At 50.9% G+C, this 6,715-nt stretch carries 2 protein-coding genes; both read right to left on the bottom strand.

Features of this window, described 5'->3' with window-relative positions; all coding sequences use genetic code 11:
• The coding region (locus QUB26_RS30760) for a DUF4347 domain-containing protein (protein WP_333321111.1) at positions 1–4,865 on the bottom strand (4,865 nt) is incomplete at its 3' end.
• A 1,308-nt stretch (positions 4,866–6,173) separates the two neighbouring features.
• Entirely contained in the window at positions 6,174–6,485 is a 312-nt protein-coding gene (locus QUB26_RS30755) for a DUF6464 family protein (protein ID WP_333238684.1), read from the bottom strand.
• Positions 6,486–6,715 lie beyond the last annotated feature (230 nt).

The following is a 6,715-nucleotide window of genomic DNA, read 5'->3' as shown; positions in this document are numbered from 1 at the left end:
GGTGTTGGTGGTGTCGGCACCGGTATCGGCGCGGGTGTCGGTGTTGGTGGTGTCGGCACCGGTATCGGCGCGGGTGTCGGCACGGGTGTCGGTTCCTTAAGGGGAATGAGAGAGACAGTGGCGACTGCCGCACTGGTAGCGCCGAGGTTATCTGTAGCGCTGTAGGTGAAGTTTGCCCCTGTGAAATTGCCGGACGCCTGGAAAAACAACTGGGTAATTTGCTCGGCTGTCAGGGTTTGACCTGCCGTGACCCGCACTCCTTGGCTGGGATCACCCAAGAACAGCGTGCCTTCATTGGCTGGTGGTAAGGTGTTTACGGTAAAGGAAACCACCGTCCCGTCTGGGTCGGTTCCTCCGAGTCCGGGGATGTTCACGGTTGTTTCCACCAACAAAGCGACGCTGGAGTTGTTGGCGACGGGTGGCCCGTCGGTGGGAGGTAATAGTCCTCGCAGGGAGGCTGTAGCGGGGGCTGGACTAATGGCGCCGCGGCTGTCTGTGGCGCTGTAGGTAAAGTTGGTGGCTGTGAATTCGCTGGTTGCTTGGAAGAATAACTGGCTGATTTGAGTTGCGCTAAGTCTTTGGCCTGCCGTGACCCGGATTCCCTGGCTGGGATCGCCCAAGAATAGGACACCTTGATTTGCTGCCGGCAGGGTGTTGATAGTGAAGAATTCGATCGAGTCGTCGAGGTCTTTTGCCGTGAGCCCTGTGAGGTTGACTGTGCTGTTTGGCGCCAGTGTCTTGCTGAAGTTTGTCGGTACCGGCGGGTAGTTGAACGCCAGTGAGACCAGAGAAACGGTGGCTGCAGGACTGATGCCACCGAGATTGTCCCTGCTGCTGTAGGTAAAGTTAGCCCCTGTGAAATTGCCGGCCGACTGGAAGAATAACTGCGTCATTTGCTCGGCTGTCAGGGTTTGACCTGCCGTGACGGCGACTCCCCCGGTTGCGGGGTCGCCCAAGAACAGGATGCCTTGATTTGCCGGCGGCAGGGTGCTGATGGTGAATGCAACCACTGTGCCGTCTGAGTCTCTGCCTCCGATCCCGCTAATTTGGACAACGCTGTTGGGCCCGATCGCCACATTGCTGCTGTCGGCTGACGGAAGCTTGTTGGGTGAAGGCGGAGCGAGTAAAATGGCGGTGGTGACAGTGGCTCTGGACTCGGAACCGTTGTTATTGCTGGGGTCGGGATCGAAAGTGGTCGATCGACTCTGGGAAGTATTGCTAATGGTGCCGATCGCTGGAATGACTACTGTTACCTCGCGGTTGATGTTGCTGCCGCTAGTCAAGCTGCGAATTGTTGGGAAGGTGACAACCCCTGTCACTGGGTCGTAAGTGCCGTTATCGGATGCGCTGACTCCCGTTAAACCGGGAATGATGCTGTCTGTAATCACTACGTTTTCAGCAGCATTCGGCCCATTGTTGGCGGTAGTTATAGTATAAGTCACGGAACTACCCGCAGGAGCAGATGTGAGACCGCTCTTGGACGTAACCAAGTCGGCGCGGGCTGCCTCGATCGCAGTAACGACTCGCCCCCCCGCCTGACCGGGCAATGCGACTGTCGAGCCGTCGTTGTTGGTTAAGTCCGGGTCAAAAGTGTCCGCTCGACTCAATACAATATTGGTGATACTCGTCAGGGTAGGCGGCGGTACAACAAGCAGGGATCGGGTGACGCTGCTGCCGCTGGCTAAAGTCGCGATCGCTGGGAAATCGATCGCCCCTGTGGCAGCATTGTAGGTTCCGCCATCGGACACCCTGACATTAGTTAAGCCGGGAATTAGGCTGTCGGTGATGACTACGTTGGTCGCGGGACTAGGCCCGTTATTGGTAGTAGTAATTGTATAAAGTAGCGTGTCGCCCACCTCGATGCTGGCCGGAGCCGTTTTTTGGGTGACAACATCGGCCACAGCATCGATCGAGGTAATGACGGTGGCGTTGGGGTTTGTACCGTTGTTGTTGGCAGGAGTGGAGTCGGGAGTGATGGAGGTACTTCTCGCCGTGTTGCTGATCGAAGTTAGGGTGGGCGGCACTGTGAAGCCGATCGTCCGGGTGACTGTCTCCTTATGGGCTATTGCCACGGGCGCAAAGGTGACAATCCCCGTCACTGGATCGTAAACGCCACCGTTAGATGCCGTGACTCCGGTTAACCCCGGAACTATGCTGTCAGTGATGGTTACAGCTTCTGCTGGACTCGGCCCTAAGTTGACTGTGGCGATCGTATAGCTGACCGAACTACTGGCAGTAGCACTCGTAGATCCGGTTTTCGTGGTAACAAGATCCGCGTTGGGCGCAATACTTGTCGTAACCGTAGAGTTAGTGGGAGTGCCGTCTTTGTTGGTCGCCCGGCCGTTGTTGTTAGTGGCGATCGGATCGAAAGTCGCCGCGCTACTCCGGGCCGTGTTGCTGATGGCGGTAAGGGTGGCTGGGGCAATGAAACTGACGGTGCGGGTCGCAGTAGCTGCATTTGCCAGGGTTGTCAATGCTGGGAAGGTGACAATGCCGGAAACTGGGTCGTAACTCCCCCCATCCGATACGCTGACTCCTGTTAAACCCGGAATAATGCTGTCCGTGATGGTCACATTGGCAGCGGGGTCTGGCCCCATGTTAGTCGTAGTCAATGTGTAGGCGACGCTTGACCCGGCCGAAGTAGTCACAGGCCCACTTTTGGTAGTAACTAAATCTGCGACTGTATCAACAACAGTGGTAAAGACTACACCAGGCCCCTCGATTTGCCCTGGCGCGAGTACACCGCTGTTGTTGCTGAGGTCGGGGTCGAAAGTCGAGCTATTGCTGAATGCAACATTGGCAAAACTGCTACCGCTCTTTAAACCGGGCGGCAAATCAATAGTCAGGGTGTAAGTCAGAGTCTCACCCGCATTGAGAACCGGAATTAACGGCCAGGTGACAGCTTTCGTTTCGTTCACATAAGTGCCATTGTTGGAGGCAGTGAGAACCGGCGGCAATCCCCCCGGACGCAGCATTTCAAAAGGTATTTCGTCTTGAATCAGGACGTTTGTAGCGGGCGCTGGCCCCCTGTTTACAGTAGTAATCGTGTAGGTAATGCTGCTTCCGGGCTTGACGAACTGCGGGCCGGTCTTGATAGTGGCAACCTCAGCGGTGATACTGGGAGGATTGATAGTTTCAACTACCAGGTTTTGAAGTTCGTGAATGTTGTTGGCGCTTCCTGTGGAACTGCCAAAACCAAATTTCAAAATTGGCGGTACCCGGCCGTTTTCGGTGGCCAAGTTGCGGATGTCGATCAATGTAGTTTCGTAGATGTCGTCGAAATTTGCATCGAAGGCCACGGTGAGGCGAGAGGGATTGACCGGATCGTTAGATGGATTCAGTGTAATTTGAACGGATCTTTTGGCTAAATTGCGATCGCTCGTGAACGTATTGCTGAAATTAAAACTGGTGCCGGGAGGGCCGATAAAGTTAATACTCGTAGGAATGTTATCGATGCCGAAGGGAACGATCGCATTTGTTAAAAACCGATAATCGTTTGCTTGATTTCCTCTAACAGTTACTGAATCTGGTCTGAAAGAACCAATAGAGGAGCCGGGAATCGGGGGTGGCTCAGGACCCGACCGCCCTTCTGTGGATGTTGAAAAATTGCCAAACTCGTCAAGCCCAATGCCTAAATAACCTCCCTCAATACCGGGTATACCCGTTCGTGGAGCGTAAGCGACAGAACCGCCATAACCCCCAGTCCTTGTTGGGCTAACAGTGCCGTCAATCAAGAAGAAACCCAGCCCGTCCCCTGGCTGAGGGCTAATAAATGGTTGCGGAGCATTAGCTTGCTCCCTTGAACCGTAAGAATAAAAATCAAACTGGACTCTGAGACCGTCGGTTGAAGGAATGGGGTTGTTGTAGATGACGAAGGCTTCCCGAAGGTTTACTGCTGGAGTTAATCGCAGAGCGCCATCGCCGGGAGTTGCACCGCCCAAAGCCGGAAGTACGCCGGATACTGTGCCTCCGGTAATGCCGGGGATAAGTTGATCGGCTGCTGGATCGTTGCTGCTGGGATCGAACAGTGCCCCGTCATTTCCCCCGTAAATCCAAGGCCCCCTAACTGTGGAGTTTTTGAAAGTTTCGTTAACTAATGTGCCGAGGGCGTAAGGGTAGGCTTCGAGGACTTCTTTTTCAATGGCGATTCTCGCCTTTATTTCCCCTGTCGCAAATTTTAATTGCCAGTCGCCGCCGAGGGCCGCACTCCCCGTCAAGTTGTCGGAAGCTGCAATATCTGCACCGACCATCAAGCTTAGCTGCCGCACGAAGGCTTCGCCGCTTTCCCCCGCTGCGACGCTGCACCCGAATAACAAGATATCTCCTCTCTCGCTGAGGGCTTTTCTCCACTGCTGTAACGAATGGCTGTAGGTTTGTAGGTTGTCGTTGCAGAGTTCGATCGACCCTAGCTGCACCCCCCCTTCTCGACCGTGAGAAACTATCTGAAGGCTATCTAAATCGCTGCAATTAGCCAAAATTCTAGTAATTTGCTCGACTCCATCCCCCGTCGAGTTCAGTACAAATACCTCTGTATCGGCTGTTGCTCCTCTTGCCAAGCTGTCGCTGTTCTCTACTCTGGCATCGAGAAACAGTACATTTTTTATACTCCGAGGGGGCAACCACGGGGGGTTTTCCCTTACGGTTGCTCGTAAAAATTCTCTGTGGGGATGCCCAATTCTCGTGCCGCCACGAATTTTCTGGGACAGGGGCAACCACGGGGGGATTGCCCCTACTGTTTTTACTTGTTTTATTGGTTTTTTCTGATGATAAGTTACTGTTGTTCGGGATTTTGCGCCCCCAATCCTTGTGGTGGACTCACCTATTTTTGGGGCGATAAAAATTGGTTTGTTGCAGATGCTTTGCATGGTAAAATAGTCTCACTAATTGTAGATGATATACCCATTTCCCGATGATTATTATCACCTATTTAAAAGGCTTAATTGCAGAGTAAGAGGCTCTGCTGCTTGACTTAGATTCAGAGCAAAAAGCCAATTTTACTCAGCACAAAGCAGTGCTATATGGATATTTAATAGCATTGCAAATAGCGCCGGCAGAAGAACTGAGGATTTGGTGTTTAAATCCCAATAATCTCTCTATCGGGTGATATTTTGCCTTCGACTTTTTTCTTTTAGGATCGCGAGTGTATCTGTTACACAGCTCTTACCTCGCGCAGTAGATAAGAACACGAGTTCTCAAGAATTTACTTGATGAGCTTTTCTGTACCTCGTCTAATGCACTTTACTTGGCAGATAAAACTCACTATTTCTAGACGTATAAACCTGGTTTGAGGGACGAAAAGACTTCTTTGCAGCCCTCGCTCCCGGTAAACAACTCGGTTTCTTTGGTTTGGCTGTGCAAGCCCTGTTCACAATAGCAACCACACATTAATTAGGGAGTGATAGCCGTCACATAATTATGGCGACTGTGCCCGAAGTGTTATTCAACTGATATCTTTTACCATTCTCAATAACCATTCTATGGGGGGTTCTCCTGCCCAGCCCATAAGAAAATTCACTTGTTGTGGAACAGGCCAGAAAGCCTATTCTTGAAAATGGTGCAACATATGAGATTCAATTGAAATTGGCATACCCTGTATCGACGAAGCTTCTTAAAAATTCATGACTTGGAGTCTGGACATAGCAATCTAGGTTTGAGACTGTTTCGCTACGATCGCAAAAACAGATTAGTGCTCCCCACAAGCAAATTCTCAAACTGTCAAGAAACGAGTCTTCGAGCTGGTTTCTGTTTAAGATAAATGCTCGGGACAATGTTTCGTGCAGAATTTTTCATGATGTTTTGGAGAAACGGATTTGGAGATGTGCGCCTCAGCTATTTACGATTTTTGTTGGCTAATTTTCTTAACTGCAGGAGTTACGCTCAGGAGACAGGAAAACCAATTTATGACTAGATTTCTCGTCGTCTAACCAAAATTTATCATCTAAACCTGGTTTCTGATCGTAAGTCCTCAACTAGAAAAACACCGATCGCAATCTGCCAGTTATGGCAACTGTAACCAAGCAATAATGCTTGATTAGGTTTTACGTGCTGAGTTTGGGCGTGGGTCGTCCAAAACAAGCTTCAACAATAATCCTTACACGTAAGTACATATTAACTCATTGATTATTACATCCGCAAATAGACGTAGATACAAGCACCAATATAAGCTATATCTTTTAACCACGCACGTCAAGGGTTCGGGCTTGGTAGTACCGACAATCTTGACAGGGCCCAGAAGGATTGACAGCGCAGCGAATGTAATTTGAGCGGGCGTTATACTCGCAAGTGATATCGCCGATAGCATAACCGAGGCTTTGTATGTAAGTGCGATCGGCAGTTGGTAGTTGAGTTGCCATGGATCTATTCGCTACCGCAAGTCTGGCTGCTGCAATTCTGTCGCGGGCTTGGCTCTGGGCATAGCGCATCACCCACAAAGACAGCAGCGAGGGAGCTAAACCTATGAAAATAATTAGGAGAGCAGTTAGCACATTTTCAGAGCTGATGTGGAGAATATGTTTTTTGATTTAGGCGATGACAATAGAAAATCCTCGCCTAAAAGACGGTTTTAAATAAGAAAAGTTCCCGATTAAGTCTCAAACTAGGCCGCCCCTGTGTTAACCGTTAGCTGGCTGCTGAGGAGGGCGAATTAAATAACTTACAATTTTAATTGTTATTGTGGGATGGGCGTCCCGCCCGTCTTTTTTGGACGGGCGGGACG

The organism is Microcoleus sp. B4-C1, from assembly GCF_036705285.1.
Taxonomy (GTDB): Bacteria; Cyanobacteriota; Cyanobacteriia; order Cyanobacteriales; family Microcoleaceae; genus Microcoleus.
The sequence above is the reverse complement of the archived record's forward strand: the minus strand, read 5'-3'. Positions and strand labels throughout refer to the sequence as shown.